The sequence below is a fragment of the Olsenella sp. oral taxon 809 str. F0356 genome (genome assembly GCF_000233535.1).
GTDB classification, from domain to species: Bacteria; Actinomycetota; Coriobacteriia; order Coriobacteriales; family Atopobiaceae; genus Olsenella_I; species Olsenella_I phocaeensis.
Map to the genome: position 1 here is coordinate 1,901,184 of NZ_JH376563.1, position 21,452 is coordinate 1,922,635.

Below are 21,452 nucleotides of genomic sequence, written 5' to 3' on the forward strand. Positions count from 1 at the left end.
CGTGCATAAGAGCGTGCCGGGCGAGAGGCGCGGGCGCACGAGCGTGGAAGCCGCACGCACGCGACGACATGCACCTCTCGTCACGCGCCATCGCGCGTCCCTCTCGCTGTGACGACACGCGCCTCTCGCCTGCCCCTCTCGCCCGAGCCACGGCGCTACAGGTCCTGCAGCGCGACCACGTCCAGCGCGCCGCCACCTCGCGCCCTCACCGCCGCCAGTGCCTGCACCAGCGCGATCGTCGCGGACATCGCCGTCACGCAGCAGATGCCATGGTTCACCGCCGCCGCACGCAGCCGCGCCCCGTCGCCGCGTGAGGCGTGCCCGTGCGGCGTGTTGACGATGAACGCCAGGCTGCCCGACTCCACCAGGTCGAGCGCGTTGGGGTGCCCCTCCGCGACGCGCCTCACCACCTCGCAGGCGATTCCCGCCGCGCGCAGCGTACGAGCGGTCCCCTCGGTGGCCACGATCTTGTAGCCCATGTTGGCCAGCGCCAGCGCCACCGGCGCGATCGCACGTTTGTCGCGGTCGCAGACGGAGACGAACGCCGCCCCCTCGCGGGGCATCTCATAGTCGATGGCCTGCCGGGTCTTGGCATACGCCTCCGGGAAGCTCGCGGCGATGCCCATGACCTCGCCGGTCGAGCGCATCTCGGGCCCCAGGACAGAGTCCGCCCCCGGGAAGCGCGCCCACGGCATGACCGCCTCCTTCACGGCGAAGTAGCCCAGCTCGCGCCCCTCGTCCGGCAGCTCGCCGGCAGCCCGGAGCCCCGCGATCGTTTCGCCCACCATGACGCGCGCGGCGAGCCGTGCCAGCGGCACGCCCGTGGCCTTGGACGAGAAGGGCACCGTGCGGCTCGCGCGGGGGTTGAGCTCGATGACCAGCAGCTGCTCGTCCTTCACCGCATACTGCACGTTGAGCGGTCCCACGACGCCCACCGCCAGCGCCAGCCGGTGCGTCACCTCGCGCACCTGCCGCACCATCTGGGCCGAGAGCGAGAACGGTGGGCAACAGCAGGCGGAGTCCCCGGAGTGGATGCCGCACTCCTCGATGTGCTCGAGCACGGAGCCCACGTGGCACTCCCGCCCGTCGCAGAGCGCGTCCACGTCCAGCTCGATGGCATCCTCGAGGAAGGCGTCCAGGTAGACGGGGTGATCGGGCGAGACGCGCGTGGCACGCTCCATGTAGCCGCCCAGGTCCTCCTCGCCGTACACGATGGCCATCCCACGCCCTCCCAGCACGTAGCTGGGACGCACGAGGAGCGGGTAGCCCACGCGACGGGCCACCTCGCGGGCCTCCTCGGCCGTGCTCGCCGTGGACGAGGGCGGATAGGCCACCTGCAGGCGGTCGAGCAGCGCGGCGAAGCGGTCGCGGTCCTCGGCCAGGTCGATGGCCTCGGGCTGGGTGCCCAGGATGGGCACGCCCGCGTCGCGGAGGCGCCGGGCCAGGTTGATGGGCGTCTGGCCGCCCAGGGTCACGATCACGCCGAGCGGACGCTCCAGCTCGACGACGTTCATCACGTCCTCGAAGGTCAGCGGCTCGAAGTAGAGCCGGTCGGAGCTGTCGTAGTCGGTGGAGACCGTCTCGGGGTTGCAGTTGACCATTACCGTCTGGTAGCCGCGCTCGCGCAGCGCCGCCGAGGCGTGCACGCAGCAGTAGTCGAACTCGATGCCCTGGCCGATGCGGTTTGGACCGGCGGAGAGGATCACCACGCTGCGGCCCGCGGGCGCGGCCTGGGCGGCGGGGACAGGCGCGGCCGCGGCACGGGACCCAGCCGCGAGCGAGGCGCCAGCGCAACTCTCGCCTGGCAGGGCGGCCATGGCAGGCACGGAATCCGCAGGCGTCTCCCCCGCCGCGTAGCCGAAGTAGTGGTAGCCCGTGCGCGAGGCGAACTCCCCGGCGCAGCTGTCCACGCTGCGGCGCCGGGGCACGACGCCCAGCGCCTCGCGGACGCCGCGCACCACGTCCTCGCCCGAGCCGACGAGGCGCGCGATCTGCAGGTCGGAGAAGCCGAGCTGCTTGGCAGCGAGGAGCCCCTCCGCGCCAAGCCCCGCCAGACCCCGCCGCGCGATCTCGCTCTCCGCCCGGACGACGTCCCTCATGCGGCAGAGGAACCAGGCGTCGACGCCCGTGGCCTCGTGCAGGCGCGCCACGTCCCAGCCGCGCCTCAGGGCCTCGCCCAGCCAGAGGACGCGCTCCGGCGTGGGGCGCGACACCAGCCCGAGCAGGCGGTCGTCGTTCGTCTCGTCCGCCTCCGGGGGACTCACCAGGCCGGCCCAGCCGCGCTCCAGCGAGCGCAGGGCCTTCTGCAGCGCCTCCTCGAAGCAGCCGCCCATGGCCATGGCCTCGCCCACCGACTTCATGCGGGTGGTGAGCTCCTCGCTCGTGCCCTCGAACTTCTCGAAGGCGAAGCGCGGCACCTTGACCACGCAGTAGTCGATCGAGGGCTCGAAGCAGGCGGGCGTCGCGCAGGTGATGTCGTTCTGGATCTCGTCCAGGGTGTAGCCGACGGAGAGCAGCGCCGCCATCTTGGCGATGGGGAACCCCGTGGCCTTGGAGGCCAGCGCCGACGAGCGGCTCACGCGCGGGTTCATCTCTATGACCACGACCTCACCCGTCGTGGGGCTGACGGCGAACTGCACGTTGGAGCCGCCGCAGGCGACGCCCACCCGCTCCAGGATGGCAAGCGAGTGGTCGCGCAGGCGCTGGAGCTCGCGGTCGGTGAGGGTCTGGGCGGGGGCCACGGTGATGGAGTCTCCTGTGTGTACGCCCATGGGGTCGAGGTTCTCGATGGAGCAGACCACGATTCCGTTGCCCGCGGAGTCGCGCATGACCTCCATCTCTATCTCCTTCCAGCCCTCGAGGTCCTGCTCCACCAGCACTTCGTGGGCGGGCGAGAGCGCGAGCCCCTCGCGCGCGATGTCAGCGAGCTCGGCCTCGTCGTGGGCCATGCCACCGCCGGCCCCGCCCAGGGTGAAGGCGGGCCGCACCACGACAGGGTAGCTTAGCCGTGCCGCGACCTCTGCGCACTCCTCGAGCGAGTGCGCCACGCCCGAGTCCGCCACGCGCAGGCCGATGTCGCCCATGGCCCGGGCGAAGAGCTCGCGGTCCTCGCCGGTCTGTATGGAGGCTATGTCGCAGCCGATGACCTCGACGCCCCAGCGCGCGAGCACGCCCGCCTCGTCCAGCGCCACCGCGCAGTTGAGGGCCGTCTGGCCGCCCATGTTGGGGAGAAGCGCGTCGGGCCTCTCGCGCTCGATGACCTTCTCGACGCTGGCCACGGTGATGGGCTCTATGTAGGTGCGGTCGGCGGTCTGAGGGTCGGTCATGATCGTGGCGGGGTTGGAGTTGACCAGCACGACCTCGAAGCCCTCCGCGCGCAGGGCCCGGCAGGCCTGGGTGCCGGAGTAGTCGAACTCGCAGGCCTGGCCGATGACGATGGGACCGGAGCCGATGACCAGGACCTTGTGGATGTCGTCGCGACGGGGCATCAGAGGGACCTCCCTTCGGGGGCGGGGACGGCGGGCGTGGAGGCGGCGGGGGCGTGCGACGCAGCTGCTGGTTCGGGCGCGTGCGACGCAGCGGCGGGGACGGGCGACGTTGCGGCTAGTTCGGGCGCGGGCGCGAGGTAGTCCGACTCGCCGTCCACGAGGCGCCTGAACGCGTCGAAGGCGTAGGAGGAGTCGCTGGGCCCGGGTGCCGCCTCGGGGTGGTACTGCAGGCAGAAGGCGCGCGCGTCCAGGAACTGGAGGCCTTCGAGGCTTCCGTCGTTGAGGTTCACGTGCGTGAGGCGGATACGGCCGTAGCGCCCGTTGGCGACCACCGGCGCCACGCGACGGCGGCTCCAGTGCCTGAGGTCGTCGTGGTGGCGCGCCTCTCCCCCGCTGAGCTCGGGGACGAGCGGGCCTAGGCTCGGGAAGTCCGGCACGTAGTTGTGGTTCTGGGCCGTGACCTCGACCCTGCCCGTGAGGAGGTTCATCACCGGCTCGTTGCCGCCGTGGTGGCCATAGGGGAGCTTCTTGACGCTTCCGCCCGCCGCCAGGGCCATGACCTGCGTGCCCAGGCAGATGCCGAAGACGGGAAGCCGCCCCAGGAGGGCGCGCATGGCCTCGAGGGTCGCGCCGACGCTCTGGGGGTCTCCGGGCCCGTTGGAGAAGAAGGCGGCGTCGGGGTCCTGCGCCAGCGCCTTTTCGACAGGGGTGTCCCAGGGCACGACGACGAGCTCGAAGCCCTGGGCCCTGATGGCGTCCGCGATGCCGCGCTTCATGCCGCAGTCGTAGGAGACGACGCGACGGGGACGGGCGGCAGCCGTGCCCAGCGGGGAAAGCACGGTCCTCTCCCCCACGCTGACGTCGGCGACGTAGTTGTGGCTGCCTATGCCCGCGCTCGCCCGCACGCGCGCGACCAGGCTCCTCGGGTCGAGGTCCGTGGTCGAGACCGCCGCCCTCATGGCGCCCGCCTCGCGGACCCTCAGCGTGAGCGCGCGCGTGTCCACACCCTGGATGGCCACGACGCCCTCCTGCCGCAGGTAGTCGGGCAGGCTGCGGACGCTCTGCCAGTTGCTCGGCTCGAAGCACATGTCGCGGACCACCAGGGCCCTGAGGGCCGGGGCCGCGGCCTGGCCGTCGGTGGCGGTGACGCCGTAGTTTCCCACCTGGGGATAGGTCAGCGTCACGACCTGGCCCGCGTAGCTGGGGTCGGTCACGATCTCTTGGTAGCCGGTCATCGAGGTGTTGAACACCAGCTCGCCGAAGGCCTCGCCCTCGGCGCCGCAGCACTGGCCGGCGTAGCAGCTGCCGTCCTCCAGCGCTAGGAGTGCCCTGGGCAGCCGGTCCGCACCCGCGAGTAGGTTCATCGGAGCTCCTTTCCCCTGCGACCGCTCGCAAAAGGGGCACCCGCGGCCTGCGGATGCCCCTCCTGGCGAGGTGTCGCTTGCGTCCTTGGTGGCGTCTCGCGCCACCGTTAAAGGCTTGAACGCATTCTAGGTGCCAGATATTCAAATCTGCGCAAATTGCGAGAGCGTTTATCTGCTTGTCACAGTTCCAGGCGAGAGGGGCATCACGGACGTCAGCGGGGGCGTCGCGCACGCGCGAACGCACACGTGGCGCAGCCGTGGCGGCACCGCGCACGCGCGAACGCACGTGCCTCTCACCTTCCACGCGTTTGCGCACGCTTTTCTCATACTCCACGCGCCAACGCACAATCAAACCATCGAGCACGCTCAAACGCACATCACCGCCCCACGTTACCTGGGCAAACGTTGCGGCCAATGTGCGCAAGAGCGTGCGCGCTGAAAAAGCCGTGCGTTCAAGCGTGCTCGATGCCAGCGGCAGTGCGCAAGAGCGTGCTCGCACTCATATTCTGTGCGCAATTGCGTGCTGGGTGAGAAAGGCGCGCACGACGGCGTGAATGGCATGCACGACGAAGCACCCGGCACGCAGGCGGCCACGGCGTACCCGACCGCCACCGGAGCGGCTCCCAATCATGTCCCACCCCTGAGCTAAGCTGTGTCCATCACACGACCCGTCTTTCCTCGTACCAAGGAGCGTCCATGGCAACCATCGTCTGCCCACACTGCCACCAGAGCTTCGAGCTGGAGAGCTCGGACTACCAGGACATCGTGAGCCAGGTGCGCACCAGCGAGTTCGAGCGCGAGCTGCACGAGCGCCACCAGCTCATGGAGGGGCAGAAGGCCTCCGAGCTGGCGGAGGAGCGCGCCAAGTCCCAGCTCGAACTGCAGCGCCTGCAGTCGGAGCTCAACCAGGAGCTCGCCCAGCTCAGGGAGCGCCTCGCCGCCTCTGACGACGCGCGCGCCTCGGCGGTACGCGAGGCGCGGCTCTCGGTCGAGCAGGAACGCGTCAAGGTGGAGCGTGAGCGCGACGAGCTTGCGGCCCGGCTCTCCAAGAGCGAGGACGCCACGAAGCTCGCGCAGGAGAGGACCCGCTCCGAGCTCCAGGCCCAGCAGGCCGAGCTCCAGGCCGAGGTCGCGCGACTCAAGGCCGAGCTCCAGGCGCAGCAGGCCCAAGCGGCGCGCGAGCGTCAGCTGGCCGACGCCCAGGCGAAGTCCGAGCTCCAGGCCGAGCGCTCCCGCCTCGAGCTCGAGCTCTCCCGCGCCAAGGACAGCCTGGAGTCCCAGGCCCAGTCGGCGCGCCAGGCGGAGGAGCTCGCCGTGCAGCGCGCCACCTCCGAGCTCCGCACCCAGTGCGTGGCGCTCGAGGGGCAGCTCGCCCAGCGCGACAGCCAGCGCAACGAGCTCGAGGCACGCTACCGCAAGAAGCTCAACGAGGCGCAGAAGTCCCAGGAAGAGATCGTGCGCATCAAGGACGACGAGATAGAGCGCCTCAAGGACTACCGCCTGCGGCTCACGGTGAAGATGACGGGAGAGAGCCTCGAGCAGCACTGCCAGCAGGAGTTCAACCGCTGGCGCTCCCAGGACCCCTCCTCGTTCAAGAACATCTACTTCGAGAAGGACAACGAGGCCGTCGAGGGCACCAAGGGCGACTTCGTGTATCGCGAGACGGACGACGAAGGCAACGAGCTTCTCTCCATCATGTTCGAGATGAAGAACGAGGAGCTGGGCTCCACCAACAAGAAGACAAACGAGTCCCACCTGGCCAAGCTTGACCGCGACCGCCAGAAGAAGGGCTGCGAGTACGCGGTGCTGGTGTCGATGCTCGAGCTCGACAGCGACTACTACAACCAGGGCATCGTGGACATGTCATATCGCTATCCCAAGATGTACGTGGTGAGGCCTCAGTTCTTCCTGCTGATCATCGCCCTCCTGCGCAACGCCGCCCAGAAGTCCCAGGACTTGCGCCTGCAGATTGCCCAGATGCGGAGCGAGCAGATCGACATCACGAACTTCGAGGACGCCCTAGGCGACTTCCAGGACAAGTTCGGCCGCAACGTGGAACTTGCCAACAAGAAGTTCAACACGGCGGTGGAAGAGATCGACAAGACCATCACCCACCTGCAGAAGGTGAAGGAGAACCTGCTGGGCTCCCAGAACAACCTGCGCCTGGCGGACGAGAAGGCGAACAAGCTCACCATCAAGCGCCTCACCAAGAACAGCCCCATGCTGGCCGAGCGCTTCCGCGAGCTGGACGACAACAAGGGCTAGGGACGCCCGCAGGCGAGAGGGACACACCCGCGGGGCCGGGGCAGGCTGTGCGCTGGCACCGCCGCCGTCTTGGCTCTCCCTAGCGCTGCCCGCGGGGCCGGGGCAGGCTGCCAGACGGATGCTTCGCATGTCTCCCGCACGGGCAGAGACTAGGCGCCGCGGGCGTCGCCTTATCGCGGGCGTCGCCTTATCGCGGGCGTCGCCTTATCGCGGGCGTCGCCTTATCGCGGGCGTCGCCTTGCCGCTCCCGACCGCGACCGCGATCGCGTGTCTCCCGCACAAGCAGGGGGGAGTCGGACCAAGTCCGACCCCCCTGCCTTGCAAGACGATGGCGGCAGCGCCGCCACGTCGGACGTGCTAGCAGACGCCCTGGGCCATCATGGCGTCGGCTACCTTGAGGAAGCCGGCGATGTTGGCGCCGAAGACGAGGTCACCCTCGTGGCCGTACTCCTTGGCGGCGTCGTAGGCGGCGGCGTAGATGGAGTCCATGATGCCGTGGAGCTTCTCGTCGACCTCGTCGAAGGCCCAGGAGAGGTGCTCGTGGTTCTGGCTCATCTCCAGGCCGGAGGTCGCGACGCCACCGGCGTTGGCAGCCTTGCCGGGGGCAAAGAAGACGCCGTTCTCCTTGAGGTACTGCGTCGCCTCGAGGGTGGTGGGCATGTTGGCGCCCTCCACCACGTAGCCGCAGCCGTTGGCAACGAGCCTCTGGGCGTCGGCGAGCTCGAGCTCGTTCTGGGTCGCGCAGGGCATGGCGATGTCGCAGTTCTCGCCCCAGGGACGCTCGCCCTCGTGGTAGGTCGCGCCGGGACGGGCGGCGACGTACTCGCTGATGCGACCGCGGCGGCCCTGCTTGATGTCGACGAGGGTGTCGAAGTCGATGCCCTCGGGGTCATAGACGTAGCCGTTGGAGTCGGAGGCGGTCACGACCTTGGCGCCCAGCTGCTCGGCCTTCTGGATGGCGTACTGCGCGACGTTGCCGGAGCCCGAGACCGCGACGACCTTGCCCTCGATGGACTCGCCGCGCTGCTTGAGCATGTTGAGCAGGAAGTACACCGCGCCGTAGCCGGTGGCCTCGGTGCGGGCGAGCGAGCCGCCGTACGAGAGCCCCTTGCCGGTGAGCACGGAGGACCAGCTGTTGGTGAGGCGCTTGTACTGGCCGAAGAGGTAGCCGATCTCGCGCGCGCCGGTGCCAATGTCGCCCGCGGGGACGTCGGTGTCGGGGCCGATGTGCTTCACGAGCTCGATCATGAAGGACTGGCAGAAGCGCATGACCTCGGCATCGGACTTGCCCTTGGGGTCGAAGTCGGAGCCGCCCTTGCCGCCGCCCATGGGAAGCGTGGTGAGGGAGTTCTTGAAGATCTGCTCGAAGCCCAGGAACTTGAGGATGCCCAGGTTGACGGAGGGATGCAGGCGCAGGCCTCCCTTGTAGGGGCCGATGGCGCTGTTGAACTGCACGCGGTAGCCGCGGTTGACCTGGACCTTGCCGGCGTCGTCCACCCAGGGCACGCGGAAGATGACGATGCGCTCGGGCTCGACGAGGCGCTCGAGCAGGGCAGCCTTCTCAAACTCGGGATGCGCGTCGAGGGCGGGCTGCAGGGTCGTGAGGACCTCCTCGGCCGCCTGGATGAACTCCGGCTGGTCGGAGTAGCGCTCCTTCAGCTCGGCGATGACCTTCTCGGAATAGGACATGGTCTCTCCCCTCAAGGGCTGTGACGCAATGCGGACGGCTAAAGAATAGGCATCGGGTTGGGGGCGGGCTAGGACATTCACGGTGCGTAACTCAATCGACATGCATAAGAAACCGTACTTGCAGGGCATCTGCACGCAGGCGGGGCCGTCGAGTTCGCGGGCGGGACGTGCCTTCTGGGCGCGCGGGGCGACGCCGGTGGAGAAGTTCTGCGACACGTGCGGCGGAATCCTGCAACACGTTAAGTCGGTTGCGGAGTTTGGGACTTTCAGAGCCTGCAGCTGACTCCAGACTAACAGGTCGTTTACAGGCGAGAGACACCATGGGCACAGTCAGTTGCGGACTTCTCCCCTTTTAGAGTCCGCAACTGATGTCGAACGCGCGGCTGGACGACCGAGCGTGCGATGGAACGGCATAGTGCGCAATCGAGCGGCCTCGCGTCAGTCCTTGGCGTTCTGCGGCCCGATGCGCCGGCGAAGTGCCTGGGCAGCCGTACCCGCGGGTCTGGCATGGCCCTCGTCCGCGGCGACGCGCCCTGCGGCAAGGCTCTCGTACAGCGCAAGCCGCGAGGTTAGGTCCTCGTATGCATCCATATCAAGGACTGCAAGGTCACCAGCACCGTTCTTCGTGACGAAGAGGGGTTCGCCGGTCTTATGGCACCAGTCGGAGAGCTCCGCGTAGTTGTTCCTCAGCGTTGTGCTGGAGATGATCTTTGGCATTGTCCCTCCAAACTAAAGTTATTCTTACTTTATTCCACTCTTATTAGTTAACTTTTCGTGCTATTGCAGAACATGGAAAGGTGGCCACACGATGCTGGCAATTGGCGCATAACCCCGCGCGATAAAAAAGCCAGGGCCCCAAAGGACCCTGGCAAGCGAGCGCATGGAGCGGCGGACGGGACTCGAACCCGCAACAAGTAGCTTGGAAGGCTACTGCTCTACCAATTGAACTACCGCCGCGCGTGGTCGGGGTGACTGGATTCGAACCAGCGACCCTCTGCTCCCAAAGCAGATGCGCTACCAAGCTGCGCCACACCCCGGAGCCGCCCTAGGATTATACGAGAGTGCCCCGCCCGGGGCAACGCATTCCGCAAAATCGCACCAGCATCCCGAGTCCGTCGACCAGCTCGTCGTGACCGCTGGCCGGTCCCCCGCCATCTGCGGCGTGAGCGTGCATTTCAGATTTCAAATGTACACCCCTCGTCGCTGAGCTGGGGTTTTGTGGGAGAGGTGCGCATTTCACGCGTAGAATGTGCACCAAGGCAGGCCGCCGTGCCGCATTCCGCGCCGCCATGCCGCAACCCGCACCCCAGGCACGTCGCTGCACCGTTGCACCACGCGCCACCACGCCGCGCCACGCGCCTCACGCCCCGCGCACGCGCCGTGCGACCGGGCGCCGACGCGCCTCTCCCCCGCTTCGACTGGGCGCTCCCCCACCCAAGTGCGTAGAATGATGGGGCACGGACCGCACCCGTCCCCGAAAGGCCCCCAACATGGCAATACTCAGGCTCGGTCGGACGCTCGTCGTGGCAAATCCCGCCTCGCACAGCGGAAAGGGGGCCGAGGCGGCGGAGCGCGCCCGGCGCTTCTTCGAGTCGTACACCTCTGCCACCGAGTCGTTCGAGCTGGTCATGACCGAGGGCCCCGAAGACGCCAAGCGCCTCGCAGCCGGCGCCGCCCAGATGGACACCCTCATCGTCCTGGGCGGGGACGGCGTCATCCACGAGGCAGCGAACGGCCTCATGGCCCTGCCCGCCGACGCCCGCCCCGCCCTCGCCGTCATCCCCATGGGCTCGGGCAACGACTTCGCCCGCACCATCTCGGCCACCTACAACGACCCCGAGCTCTCCCTGGCCGAGCTTCTCGGCGGCCGCAGGGTCAGCATCGACTTGGGCCACGTAACCAACGAGCTCGGCCAGGACACCCACTTCGTCGAGACCCTCTCCTTTGGCCTGGACGCCGCCATCGCCCTGGACACGACCGACCGCCGCGCCGCCAACACGAGCCAGGAGGGGTCGATGCTCTTCGCCACCTCGGGCGTGAAGGTCTTCTCGTCCGGGCACAAGGGCTACCCCTGCAGCCTCCGCCTCGACGACGGCGACCCCCAGGAGCTGCGCGCCCTCATACTCGCGGTCCAGAACGGCCCCACCTACGGCGGCGGCTTCCGCGTCTGCCCCGACGCGCTGCCCAACGACGGAATGCTGGACGTCTGCTACAACGTGAAGGTGCCCTCCATCCCCCGCCTGCTGGCCCTCTTCGGCCTCGCCCGCTCCGGAAGGCACGTGCGCTCGCGCGTCATCAGGGCCGAGCGCGCGAGAAGGCTCCAGGTCGAGTTCGAGGGAGAGGGCATTCCCTGCCAGGTCGACGGCGAGAGATTCGAGGGCAGGCGCTTCGAGGTCGAGGTGGAGCCACGGGCCCTCGACGTGCTCGTGCCCGCCCGCTGCGGCTGGTAGGCAACCAGGGACCGGCAGCTACGCCCAAGGCCGACAATATCCCGGACCGGTAGCTACGCCCAGGGCCGGCAGCATCCAGCCCGGCAGCGCCCAGGCCCGGCAGCATCCAGTCCGGCAGCTACGCCCAGGCCCGGCAGCATCCCGGCCCACAGCCACGCAGCCACGTCCAGCCCACAAGTCCACAGGAAGAGGGACCGCCCGAAGACGGTCCCCCTTGCGTTCGTGCGCCTTCCCTGCCCGGTTGCGCGGGCGCGCCGGGCAGGAGCCGATGCCTACGCCCAGCCCTTGCCGTCGGAGCCGAACTCCTTCATGAGCTCGATGGTGCGGGTCTTGATGGCGTCGCGACCAGGCTTGAGGAGCTTACGGGGATCGTAGCCCTTACCCTCCTTGTCTGCACCGCTCTCGATGTACGTGCGGGTGGCCGCAGCAAAGACCAGCTGGAGATCGGTGTTGACGTTGATCTTGGAGACGCCCTCGGAGATGGCCTTCTGGATTTGGTCGACGGGGATGCCGGTGCCGCCATGAAGGACGAGCGGCAGGTCGCCCGTGAGGGCCTTGATCTCGGCAAGGCGCTCGAAGGAGAGGCCCGCCCAGTTGGCAGGATAGATGCCATGGATGTTGCCGATGCCGCACGCCAGGAAGTCGACGCCCAGGTCTGCGATCTGCTTGCACTCCTCGGGATCGGCAAGCTCGCCCTGTGAGGTCACGCCATCCTCGGTACCGCCAATGCCGCCGACCTCGGCCTCAACGGAGATGCCCTTGTTATGGGCGGCCTTGACGACCTCGGCGGTGCGCTGGAGGTTGGTCTGGAAGTCGGGCTCGTGCGAGCCATCGTACATGACGGAGGTGAAGCCCGCATCGATGCACTTGAAGACATCCTCGTAGCTACCATGATCGAGGTGCAGTGCCACAGGCACGGTGATGTTCTTGGCCTCGACAAGGTCCCTCACGATGTCGGCGACGACCTTGAAGCTGGTCTGCCACTTAGCGGCGCCGCTCGTGCACTGGATGATGACGGGGGACTGGAGCTCCTCGGCCGCGTCGAGGATGGACGAGGCCCACTCGAGGTTGTTGGTGTTGAACGCACCCAGGCCGTAGTGACCCCTCTGAGCGCTCTGGAGCATGGCAGTAGCGTTGACTAGCATGGTGATACCTCCTATACGAGACACCCTGTCGAACCTACGCCCCCAATCATACCGCTCAGCTAGCCAAAATATTCGTGTAGTTGCCATGCCCGTGCGCATGGGCCCCGCGAGCTGGGTAATGCTTGTCTGGATGGACGCGTCTTCTTGGGAGGTTCTCCATGCGTGACCAGCTGAGGCAGGAAGGTGACCGTCACGAGGACGAGGAGGGGCGCGGGGGCGTCCTGGGGGAGCTCTCGCTCTCGGCGATCGTGGCGAGTGCCCTCGCGGCGGCGACCTCGTTCGCCCTCTCGTCCAGGATCGGTCTCGCCGGCTCCATCATCGGCGTTGCCGTAGCGGCCGGCGCCAGCGCCCTGGCCGCCCAGGTGTACAAGGGCATGATCAAGGCCAGCGCCCAGAAGCTCAAGGACCTCTCGTACGACCACGCGGACGACCCGGACCCCACGCGGCCCGGCGTGCCCCTGAGCGGCCACGACGGCAACACCGGCCTGATGCCTGCCGCCGTCGAGTCGCCGCTGCAGGAGGGCCGGGATGTCTCCTTCGCCGCCACGGGCACCCCCATAGCCCCGGACAGCCTGCGCAGCGCCGCAACGCGGCAGCAGAGCCGGCGCGTGGCGCACAGGGCGGCCATCGCCCTGGCGGCGTTCGCCGTGCTCGCGGTCCTGGCCTACGCGGCAATCGTCAGCCTCGTCACCGCCGGCCAGGGCATCGGCCCCAGCCTTGGCGAGGTGGCGCAGCCCACCGTCACGGAGGAGACCGCGGCGCAGGGCAAAGGTGAGAGTGACGCCGCCTCCTCGGCCGTGACGAGCCAGGAGGACGCAAGCTCCGCGGACTCCTCCGCAAGCGGAACGAGCTCCTCGAGCGACACAAAGGGTGACAAGGCGAAGGCAGACGCCAGCTCCTCGGGCACGGAGTCCTCGAAGTCGGAGTCTGGCAGCAGCTCGTCCGGCTCCGGCTCGACGAGCGGCACGAGCGACTCGGGTTCCACGAGCGGAAGCACGTCCGGCAGCGGCGGCTCCTCGACGGATGCCAGCTCCTCCTCCGACTCGGGCTCCACCGACAGCGGGTCCACGAGCTCCTCGGGCAGCGGCGGCACGACCTCCTCGGATGCCGGGAGCTCCGCCAGCTCGAGCGGGAGCTCGAGCAAGTAGGCCAAGGCCAGGCCCGCCGGAGGAGAGACCCGCCAGCCTCCGCCCCCACGCCACTCTCCCCCGCCGTCCGCGCCCCTCCCATGCGCTAGACTCTTGAGCCGTGCCGCTCCCGCTCGGGGGCGGCCCCTTCAAGCAGCCAAAACGAAGACGAGGCAGACCGTGGCGAAGCATGCAGTCACCCCCAGCACCGAGGCGGCCCAGGACGGCGTCCCCGAGGGGCCCAGGCACCGACTCGCCCCCAAGCTCGTGGCCTGCGGCCTCGCCCTGGCGACGGTCTATGGCGGGGGCTGCGCGTACTTCTCGACCCACTTCACGCCGGGCACCACGGTGAACGGACAGGACGTCTCGCTCATGACCGAGGAGGCGCTCTCGGCCTCGGTTGCGGACGCCGTGCGCGACTGGAGGCTCGAGCTCCAGGGGCCCTCCGGCTTCACAGCCCAGGTCGCGTCCGCCGACGTGGGCCTCGCCGCCCGTGCGGACGACTACGCGGGCGACGCGTTCCGGAAGGCGGACGCGCGCGCCTGGCCCCTTGACCTCCTCTCCCGCCGCGTGATCTTCCAGGAGGACGGCGTGACCCTGGACGAGGCGAGTCTCCGCGACGCCCTCCAACCGGCGGTCGAGGCCTACAACCAGTCCGCCACGGCGCCGACCAGCGCCAGCTCCTCCTTCGACGCCGACGCGGGGGAGTTCAGGGTGACGGACGAGGTGCCGGGCACCATGCTCGACCTCGACCGCGTCGTCGCCAGCGCGTCGACGGCCGCAAAGTCGCTCCAGCGCAAGCTCGTCCTGGGCGACGCGGAGCTCGTCCAGCCAACGGTCAGGCATGACGACGAGCGGCTCGCGGCGGCGACCAAGAAGGCCAACGACGCACTCGCCCTCTCCATCCCGCTCACGCGCGACGGCAGGGAGGTCGCGCGCGTGGACGAGTCGCTCAGCGCGTCCTGGCTCGTCGTGGGAGACGACCTCGCCCTCGGCGCGGACGGCGACGCCATAGGCAACTGGATCAACTCGGTGCTCGCGGCCAGCGTGGACTACTCCGACGAGGTCAACGACTACGCGGTGGACGACGCGAGCCTCGCCGAGTCCATCTACAACGCCCTCCTGGGCCAGCGCTCCGACCCCATAGAGATCCCCCTGCAGGTCGTGGGCTCGCGCCCGGCCGAGAGCGAGGGCGCGCGCGAGCGCGGACGGCACATCGACATCAACCTCTCCACCCAGTACGCGCGCTTCTACGACGCGAACGGAAGGGTCATATGGAGGTCGTACATCGTGTCGGGCAACACCTCGGAGGGTCGCACCACGCCAACGGGCACCTACGCCATCAACTCGAACATGGCCCGCGACACGGTGCTGGTGGGAGCCGACGAGGACCACGACGGCGAGCCCGACTACAGGAGCAACGTGTCGTACTGGATGCCCTTCATCGGCAACTCGGTGGGCCTCCACGACGCGACCTGGCGCTACAGCTTCGGCGGGTCGATCTACAGCTACGCCGGCAGCCACGGCTGCGTGAACCTCCCCTACCAGGACGCGAAGGCCCTCTGGGACCTGGTCCGCGTGGGGGACAAGGTGGTCGTGCACTGGTAGACGACACGTCGCTGCCGGCCTGCGCCAGCGCGTCCCGCCGGCGAGCGGTCGGCACGCCGCGCTGGCGCGGTTCGCGCGACTAGTACGAGACGCTGCACTCCAGGCCGAGCGCCCGCACCCGGGCCGCGATGGAGTCGAGCGCCTCCGGGCTGGCCTTCCTGAGACCCTGAAAGGGCGTGTCGCGCGCGATGGTGTAGACCATCACCGCCTCGGGGCGAATCCGTGCGAGCGCCTCAAGCCAAGGTCCGACGTAGGCCTCACCCGTGTTGTCCACGCTCCTGCCGTCGAGCTCCCCGCCCAGGAACATGCTCTGGACCATCACCCTGCCGCCGAAGGCCGCCAGCGCGTCCACCACGCGGCCCACGTCGTAGCCGCCGACGGGCCGGTCCACCCTCCGGATGAAGTCCCCGTCCACCGTGTCCAGCTTGAGGATGTTGTCGTCCACGCGCAGGAGCGCGTCGCGCACGGCCGGCACGTGGGCCATGGTGGCGTTGGAGAGCACCGCCACCCGCGCCTTGGGGCAGAGCTCGTCCCTAAGCGAGAGGACCGCATCCACGACCTCGGGAAACTCTGGGTTGGCCGTGGGCTCCCCGTTGCCCGCGAGGGTAATCACGTCGGGGGGCTCGCCCGCCGCGGACATGTCGCGCAGGCGTGCGCCCAACGCCTCGGCGACCTGTGTGGCCGTGGGCCAGGGCGAGCTCGTGGGCCGCTCGTCGTTGGTGCCGTTCTCGCAGTAGACGCAGTCGAAGCTGCAGCGCTTGCCGTCCGCCGGCGCGAGGTTGACACCCAGCGAGACCCCCAGCCTTCGGCTGCGGACGGGCCCGAAGACGGGGCCTGGGTTCAGGTAGGTTGCCATGGCTTCTCTCCCCTCCTAGCGCCGCCCGCGACCGTGCGGGCGAGCCCCATCCTAGACCAGCGAGCGCATGGAACGGGCGGCTCATGCCATAATGTCTTGAGAAATGGCACGACAGCCGCCTGTCGCAACGAATCCGGAGGGCCAACCCATGAAGAAGGTCATCACCTTCGCCATCCCCTGCTACAACTCCGCCGAATACATGGACAAGTGCATAAAGTCCATCCTCGTGGGGACCAACTACGCCGAGGACGTCCAGGTCGTCATCGTGGACGACGGGTCCACGAAGGACGACACGCTGGCCAAGGCAGAGTCCTGGCAGGAGCGCCACCCCAGCATCGTGAAGGCCGTGCACCAGGAGAACGGCGGCCATGGCATGGCCGTCCTCAAGGGCCTGGGAAACGCCGAGGGGACCTACTTCAAGGTCGTGGACTCCGACGACTGGCTGGACGCCGAGGCCTGCGCCACCCTTCTGGGCAAGATCCGCGAGCTGGACGAGACCGGCGAGCGCGTGGACCTCATCATCAGCAACTACGTGTACGAGCACGTGGAGGACGGCAGCAGCCACGTGGTCAACTACCGCTCGGTGCTCCCCGTGGGCAGGGCCTTTGGCTGGAACGACATCCGCCACTTCAAGATGACCCAGAACCTCCTCATGCACGCCCTCTGCTACCGCACCGACGTGCTGCGCGACGGCGGGGTGCCCATGCCGGCGCACACCTTCTACGTGGACAACATCTACGCCTACGTCCCCCTGCCGCGCTGCCGCACCCTCTACTACCTGGACGTGGACCTCTACCGCTACTTCATCGGGCGGGAGGACCAGTCGGTGAACGAGAAGGTCATGGCGGGCAGGATCGACCAACAGGTCAAGATCACTCGCATCATGATGAGGTCCTACCACCTCTACCAGGACATCGAGTCGTACGCCCTGCGCAGCTACATGGTCAACTACTTCGTCATCATGATGATGATCTGCTCCGTCTTCTCGAAGCTCTCGGACCATGCCGACGCCATGGCGGAGCTCGACCGCCTCTGGAGCGACCTCTACGACTACGACCGGCGCATGTGGAGGCGTGCGCGCCTGGGCATCTGCGGCCTGGCCACCAACCTCCCGGGCGCCGGCGGGCGCGCGGCGACCATCGCGCTGTACCGGACCGCACAGAGGTTCATAAAGTTCAACTAGGCGAGGCACGACCAGCCCGCACGCGACGAGTCACATGGCGGCCCGGACGGGGTGGACGACATCCCGTCCGGGCCCTTCCTTGTGTGGCGCGTGGGACTAGAGCCTTGCCGCAAGCATGGCCCTGGCGACTTCTCTGGCGCACGCCCCTCTCGCTTGGGTATACTTCCCTTGATAAATTGCGCACGATTAAGTCGTGCGGGAAGAGAGGATTGACATGGACGATACCAAGGTCACTGCCACCCAGGACGCCGCAGAGGGTGGGGAGCTCGACCCCCTGGCGCTCGAGAACCAGCTATGCTTCCCGCTCTATGCGGCGTCGAAGGAGCTCACGCGCAGGTACAAGCCCTTCCTGGACCCCCTGGGCCTCACCTACACGCAGTACGTGACGATGATGGCCCTCTGGGAGCGGGACGGCATCACCGTGACCGAGCTGGGACATAGGCTCTACCTCGACTCGGCCACCCTCACCCCGCTGCTGCGCCGGCTCGAGGGCCACGGCTACATCAACCGCACCCGCTCCAAGGCGGACGAGCGCGCCATCATCATCACCCTGACCGACGAGGGCAGGAGGCTTCGCAGGCGGGCGATGGACGTTCCCGCCTGCATCGGCGGTTGCATCAGCATGGAGCGCGAGGACCTCGTCGAGCTCAAGCACCTGGTGGAGAGGCTCCTCGCCTCCTTCAAGTAGGGCCCGCGCCCGTTCGAGCCCGCTCACGCCTCGTCGCGGCGGCGCCATCCTTCGCGCCGCCGCCCAGGCCTGCCGCTAGAGCAGGAACTCCGCGATCTGCACGGCGTTGGTCGCGGCGCCCTTGCGAATCTGGTCGCCGCAGCACCAGAGGCATAGCGAGCTCACGCCGTCAGGTGCGGAGAGGTCGCGCCTGATGCGCCCGACCCAGACCAGGTCCTGGTCGGAGCTCTGGAGCGGCATGGGATAGCGCAGCTCGGAGGGCTCGTCCACCACGAGCACCCCGGGAGCTGCCTCGAGAAGCTCGCGGGCGCGCTCGGGCGAGAGGGGCCTCTCGAACTCGACCGTGATCGACTCGGAGTGCGAGCGCATCACGGGCACGCGCACGCAGGTGCAGCTCACGCGCAGCTCGGGAAGGTGCATGATCTTGCGCCCCTCGTTCTGCATCTTCAGCTCCTCGGAGGTGTAGCCCTCCTCCTTGAAGCCGCCGATCTGGGGAATCAGGTTGGCGGCGAGCTGGTAGGCGAAGGGGTCGGTGGGCCCCATCTCGCCGCCCTGGGCGACGACACCCATCTCGCGCTCGAGCTCGCGCAGGCCCGGCATGCCCGCCCCCGACGCCGCCTGGTAGGTGCTCACGACGAGCCTCCTGATGCCGGCCTCCTGGTGCAGGGGGCCAGAGGGGGCACCAGGCCGATGATGGTGGCGCAGTTGGGGTTGGCGATGATGCCGTGGTGCCAGCTCACGTCGTCGGCGTTTATCTCGGGGATGACCAGGGGCACGTCCTCGTCCAGGCGGAAGGCGTGGCTGTTGTCCACGCAGGTGGCGCCCCGCCTCACGGCTTCGGGAAGGAGCTTGCGGGCGAGTTCGTCTCCCGCCGCGCCCAACACGACGTCCACGCCCTCGAAGGCCTCGGGCGTGGCCTCGCGCACCACCACCTCCTCGCCGCGGAAGCGCACGCTGCTGCCCGCGGAGCGAGCGCTCGCAAGGGGGACGAGCTCCCCCACCGGGAAGTCCCTCTCCTCGAGGCACTGGAGCATCTGGGTCCCCACGACGCCGGTCGCGCCGAGGATGGCAACTCTCTTGTCAGGCATGTCCTAACCCCCTACTGGGCAAGCTGCGGCATCTCGACCATCTCGCCGTCGACGAAGCGGTCGTAGATGCACTGGATGGCACGTTCGAAGTCGGCGTTGTTGACGCCCATGATGATCGATATCTCCTGCGAGCTCTGGGTGATCATGCGGATGTTGATGCCCGCCTCACCCAGGCAGCCGAAGATGCGGCCCGAGGTGCCTGCGCGGCGGCTCATGTTGCGGCCCACGACGCTGATGAGCGCCAGGCTGTCCACCACGTTGATGCTGTCGGGCTCGAGCTCGTGTTGGAGCTCGTTGACGATGGAGTAGATGCTGTCCTTCACGTCGGCGCCGTTGACCACGACGCCGAAGGAGTCGACTCCCGTGGGCACGTGCTCCACGCTCACGCCGTACTTCTCGAAGACCGAGAGCGCACGCCTGAGGTAGCCCACGTCGTTCGAGATGTGGGCGCGCTGGACATGGATGGCCATGAAGTCGCGCTTGCCGGCGATGCCCGTGATGAGGTGCTCCTTCACGTGCTCCTCGGCCGTCTCGCGGATGATGGTGCCCTTGGCGTCGGGGTCGTTGGTGTTCTTGATCTGGATGGGGATGTTGGTCTCGCGCACGGGGAAGATGGCCTCCTCCTGCAGGACCGAGGCCCCCATGTAGCTGAGCTCGCGCATCTCGTCGTAGGTGATGCGGTGGATGGAGCGAGGGTGGTCCACCACGCGCGGGTCGGCGGCGAGGAAGCCCGAGACGTCGGTCCAGTTCTCGTACACGCCGGCGTCCAGGCAGCGCGCCAGGATGGCGCCCGTGATGTCGCCGCCCCCGCGTTGGAAGAGCTTGATGCTGCCATCCACCGTGGCGCCGTAGAAGCCCGGGAGCAGGAAGCTCCCCAGACGCGTCGCGCGGTCGCGCAGGCGCATCGCCGTGCGCTCCATGTCCACGCTGCCGTCATGGTGGAAGACGATGACCTCCGCCGCGTCCACGAAGGGAAGGCCCAGGTACTCGGCCATGAGCTGGCCCGTGAACCACTCGCCGCGCGACACCACGTACTCGGGCGAGAAGCCCTTGACCTGCGCCGCGAACTCGCCGAAGCGCTCTGCGACGGGGTAGCTGAGCCCCAGCTCGTCGGCGATGTCCTGATAGCGTGCCTGGATGTCCGAGAGGAGCGCTGTGCAGTCGACGTGATACTCGATGTGCGCGTTGACCAGCAGCAGGAGGTCGGTGACCTTGTTGTCCTGGGGGAAGCGCCTGCCCGAGGCGGAGACCACGACGAAGCGGCGCTCTGGGTCCGACCCCACGATCGACTTGACCTTGCGGAACTGCTCCGCGTCCGCGACGCTGGAGCCGCCGAACTTTGCGACCTTTATCATGCGTCAGCCCCTCGCGTCCAGCACGGCCATGAAGCTCGTCGGGTCGGCCCCGAGCGCACGGTCGAGCGTCGCGCGCGCCTCCTCGGCGCTGAGGCCGCGAAGGAGGCTAACGCCAGGAGCCCACTCCTCGGAGCCCTCGGGGGCCAGGCCGCTGCGCAGCAGGTAGTCGCCCCGCAGCAGGCCGGGGTCGTAGGCGAGGTCCGCCGAGAGGTCGTAGCTGGGGCGCCGGCCATCCCTGAAGTCGAGGATATCCTGGACCATGGCGTTGCCGGTGGGAAGCGACCCCGCCCCCTGGCCGTAGAAGCCGAGCTCGCCCACGGTCTCGCCCACGAGGCTCAGCAGGTTGAAGTTGCCGGGCACGTTGGCCTCGAGGGCGCGATGGCCCAGCACCACGGGCTCGACGCTCGCGGCGAAGCGACCACCCTCCTGCACTGCGCGCCCCAGCAGCCTGAGCGAGAGCCCGCGCGACGCCAGGAGGTCGAGGTCCGCCTTCGTGAGGTTGCGGATGCCGGAGGTGGGGATGTCCGTCCTGCAGGCGCAGCCGAAGGCGACGCTCGCGGCGATGGCGGTCTTGTTGCGCACGTCGATGCCGTCGATGTCGGCCGAGGGGTCCCTCTCCGCGTACCCCAGCTCCTGGGCGCGGGCGAGGACGTCCGCGAACTCCGCGCCCTCGCGCTCCATCGCGTCCACGATGAAGTTGGTGGTCCCGTTCATGATGCCGCCTATGGAGCTGATCCGGTCGATGCGCCGGGCCTTCTCGATGCTGGCGATCCAGGGCACTCCCCCGCCGCAGGTGGCCTCGATGAGGAGGCTCGCGCGCGAGAAGCGCGCCTGGCTCGCGAACTCGTCCAAGTATGCCGCGACCACGGCCTTGTTGGAGGTGACGACGCTCTTGCCGGCAGCGAGGGCCGAGAGGATGTAGCCGTGCGCCGGCTCGAGCCCTCCCATGCACTCCACGACGAGCTCGATCTGCCCGTCGCCCAAGATGTCCTCATAGTCCGAGGTCATGCGACCGTCGTCCAGGCGGCCCGGCAGCTCCAGGATCCGCGTCACCTCCACGCCGAGGTCCCTGGAGGAGAGGATCTGGTCTACCCCGCGTCCCACGACGCCGTGTCCCAGCAGCGCGACCTTCATGAGCTTCCAATC

Annotated in this window: 14 protein-coding genes, 2 tRNA genes and 1 pseudogene; 6 read left to right on the forward strand and 11 right to left on the reverse strand. The window is 68.4% G+C overall.

What is annotated here, in order from left to right:
* Window positions 1-155: 155 nt before the first annotated feature.
* Both carB and carA read right to left on the reverse strand, forming a co-directional pair.
* Window positions 156-3,488 carry a carbamoyl-phosphate synthase large subunit gene (gene carB, locus HMPREF1008_RS08580; RefSeq protein ID WP_009279470.1) on the reverse strand — a complete coding sequence of 1,111 codons (3,333 nt, stop codon included), beginning with the start codon at window positions 3,486-3,488 and terminating at the stop codon, window positions 156-158.
* The gene (gene carA, locus HMPREF1008_RS08585) at window positions 3,488-4,852 is read right to left on the reverse strand and encodes a glutamine-hydrolyzing carbamoyl-phosphate synthase small subunit (RefSeq protein ID WP_009279471.1); all 1,365 of its coding nucleotides are present in this window, start codon (window positions 4,850-4,852) and stop codon (window positions 3,488-3,490) included. Before carA ends, carB begins: the two co-directional genes overlap by 1 nt.
* A 696-nt stretch (window positions 4,853-5,548) precedes the next feature.
* Here carA and HMPREF1008_RS08590 point away from each other — a divergent pair.
* A complete protein-coding gene (locus tag HMPREF1008_RS08590) occupies window positions 5,549-7,117 on the forward strand; it encodes a DUF2130 domain-containing protein (RefSeq protein WP_009279472.1) in 1,569 nt (522 codons plus the stop codon).
* A gap of 357 nt (window positions 7,118-7,474) precedes the next feature.
* Here the strand turns inward: HMPREF1008_RS08590 and gdhA are convergent, their stop codons facing one another.
* The 4 genes from gdhA to HMPREF1008_RS08610 form a co-directional block, all read right to left on the reverse strand.
* On the reverse strand, window positions 7,475-8,806 hold the full coding sequence (gene gdhA / locus HMPREF1008_RS08595) for an NADP-specific glutamate dehydrogenase (RefSeq protein WP_040656785.1): 1,332 nt from the start codon (window positions 8,804-8,806) through the stop codon (window positions 7,475-7,477).
* Window positions 8,807-9,244: 438 nt separating this feature from the next.
* Window positions 9,245-9,523: a type II toxin-antitoxin system Phd/YefM family antitoxin gene (locus HMPREF1008_RS08600; RefSeq protein ID WP_009279474.1), complete on the reverse strand. Its 279-nt coding sequence runs from the start codon at window positions 9,521-9,523 to the stop codon at window positions 9,245-9,247.
* A 164-nt stretch (window positions 9,524-9,687) separates the two neighbouring features.
* Window positions 9,688-9,763: transfer RNA gene (locus HMPREF1008_RS08605), tRNA-Gly, on the reverse strand.
* A 3-nt stretch (window positions 9,764-9,766) separates the two neighbouring features.
* Window positions 9,767-9,843: transfer RNA gene (locus HMPREF1008_RS08610), tRNA-Pro, on the reverse strand.
* Between the two features lie 453 nt (window positions 9,844-10,296).
* Between HMPREF1008_RS08610 and HMPREF1008_RS08615 the strand changes: the two genes are divergently transcribed.
* Window positions 10,297-11,256, forward strand: a complete 960-nt coding sequence (locus tag HMPREF1008_RS08615) for a diacylglycerol kinase family protein (RefSeq protein ID WP_009279475.1) — start codon at window positions 10,297-10,299, stop codon at window positions 11,254-11,256.
* A 272-nt stretch (window positions 11,257-11,528) separates the two neighbouring features.
* On the opposite strand, the gene fba is transcribed toward HMPREF1008_RS08615, so the two are convergent.
* Entirely contained in the window at window positions 11,529-12,401 is an 873-nt protein-coding gene (gene fba / locus HMPREF1008_RS08620; RefSeq protein WP_009279476.1) for a class II fructose-1,6-bisphosphate aldolase, read from the reverse strand.
* 158 nt (window positions 12,402-12,559) lie between these two features.
* On the opposite strand from fba, the gene HMPREF1008_RS08625 reads away from it, so the two are divergent.
* On the forward strand, window positions 12,560-13,549 hold the full coding sequence (locus HMPREF1008_RS08625; protein ID WP_009279477.1) for a hypothetical protein: 990 nt from the start codon (window positions 12,560-12,562) through the stop codon (window positions 13,547-13,549).
* A gap of 159 nt (window positions 13,550-13,708) precedes the next feature.
* Complete coding sequence (locus HMPREF1008_RS08630; protein ID WP_009279478.1) at window positions 13,709-15,136, forward strand: L,D-transpeptidase; 1,428 nt, start codon at window positions 13,709-13,711, stop codon at window positions 15,134-15,136.
* 79 nt (window positions 15,137-15,215) lie between these two features.
* Here HMPREF1008_RS08630 and HMPREF1008_RS08635 read toward each other — a convergent pair whose 3' ends face one another.
* Window positions 15,216-15,992, reverse strand: coding sequence for a radical SAM protein (locus tag HMPREF1008_RS08635; RefSeq protein ID WP_009279479.1), 777 nt, complete (start codon window positions 15,990-15,992; stop codon window positions 15,216-15,218).
* A gap of 148 nt (window positions 15,993-16,140) precedes the next feature.
* On the opposite strand from HMPREF1008_RS08635, the gene HMPREF1008_RS08640 reads away from it, so the two are divergent.
* Window positions 16,141-17,175, forward strand: a complete 1,035-nt coding sequence (locus tag HMPREF1008_RS08640) for a glycosyltransferase (protein WP_009279480.1) — start codon at window positions 16,141-16,143, stop codon at window positions 17,173-17,175.
* A 214-nt stretch (window positions 17,176-17,389) separates the two neighbouring features.
* Window positions 17,390-17,863 carry a MarR family winged helix-turn-helix transcriptional regulator gene (locus HMPREF1008_RS08645; protein ID WP_009279481.1) on the forward strand — a complete coding sequence of 158 codons (474 nt, stop codon included), beginning with the start codon at window positions 17,390-17,392 and terminating at the stop codon, window positions 17,861-17,863.
* Window positions 17,864-17,938: 75 nt separating this feature from the next.
* On the opposite strand, the pseudogene HMPREF1008_RS08650 reads toward HMPREF1008_RS08645, so the two are convergent.
* The 3 genes and pseudogenes from HMPREF1008_RS08650 to HMPREF1008_RS08660 form a co-directional block, all read right to left on the reverse strand.
* A pseudogene (locus tag HMPREF1008_RS08650) lies at window positions 17,939-18,951 on the reverse strand (aspartate-semialdehyde dehydrogenase).
* An 11-nt stretch (window positions 18,952-18,962) separates the two neighbouring features.
* Window positions 18,963-20,306: an aspartate kinase gene (locus HMPREF1008_RS08655; RefSeq protein WP_009279484.1), complete on the reverse strand. Its 1,344-nt coding sequence runs from the start codon at window positions 20,304-20,306 to the stop codon at window positions 18,963-18,965.
* A 3-nt stretch (window positions 20,307-20,309) separates the two neighbouring features.
* The gene (locus tag HMPREF1008_RS08660) at window positions 20,310-21,440 is read right to left on the reverse strand and encodes a homoserine dehydrogenase (RefSeq protein WP_009279485.1); all 1,131 of its coding nucleotides are present in this window, start codon (window positions 21,438-21,440) and stop codon (window positions 20,310-20,312) included.
* Window positions 21,441-21,452: the final 12 nt, after the last annotated feature.